1 protein-coding gene is annotated in these 640 nt (G+C 30.6%); it reads left to right on the top strand.

Features of this window, described 5'->3' with window-relative positions; translation table 11 throughout:
• Nucleotides 1-595, top strand: a 595-nt coding sequence (locus tag ACFQ1U_RS13690; RefSeq protein ID WP_386109340.1) for a hypothetical protein, incomplete at its 5' end; no start/stop codon positions are given.
• Between the last annotated feature and the right edge of the window lie 45 nt (nt 596-640).

Raw genomic sequence — 640 nt, 5'->3', positions numbered from 1 at the left:
TTCTAAACCTGTAAAATGGAATGAAGAATTTAAAGCCAAATTTAATGGAGTTTATGTAATTGCTAAAACAAATGACCCTATGACACAAATTGCTAAAAATCCAAGTTTTGGAATTTGTGAAAATGCATTTTCAAAGTGGATTAAAGAAGCAACAGAATTGAAATTAAACGGAGAAAAAGATGATAGAATTGAAAATTTTAAAGGGCATCTAAGTGAATTTTGGAATCCTAATGAAAATATTCTTTATATCGGACAATCATCATCAAAAACTAATCCGATTCAAAAAAGAGTTAGACAATTTTATTCTCACAAACTTGGACAGAAAGGTCCACACACAGGAGGCTATTGGCTGAAATTATTGGACTGTTTAGAAAACACTTTTGTTTTCTACGCAGAAGCTAAAAATCCAAGAGACACTGAATTTAAAATGTTAATGAAATATATTGAATATTCAACAGGAAAGAGTTTTTATGAACTTGAAAATATCGGAAAGAATTTGCCATTTGCAAATTTAACAGCGGATTTTTATAAAGAACACAGAATTAAAAATGCGACAAATAAAAACAAGAGAAAAACGCAAGGTAACAATGTATAACTGCAATTACGGCGGATTCGACTACGTCCGAATCCACTCGGAATT

The sequence above is a fragment of the Tenacibaculum geojense genome (genome assembly GCF_042676005.1).
In the GTDB taxonomy this organism is placed as follows: domain Bacteria; phylum Bacteroidota; class Bacteroidia; order Flavobacteriales; family Flavobacteriaceae; genus Polaribacter; species Polaribacter geojense.
Note: the sequence above shows the minus strand (reverse complement) of the source record. Positions and strands in the feature narration are given on the sequence as shown.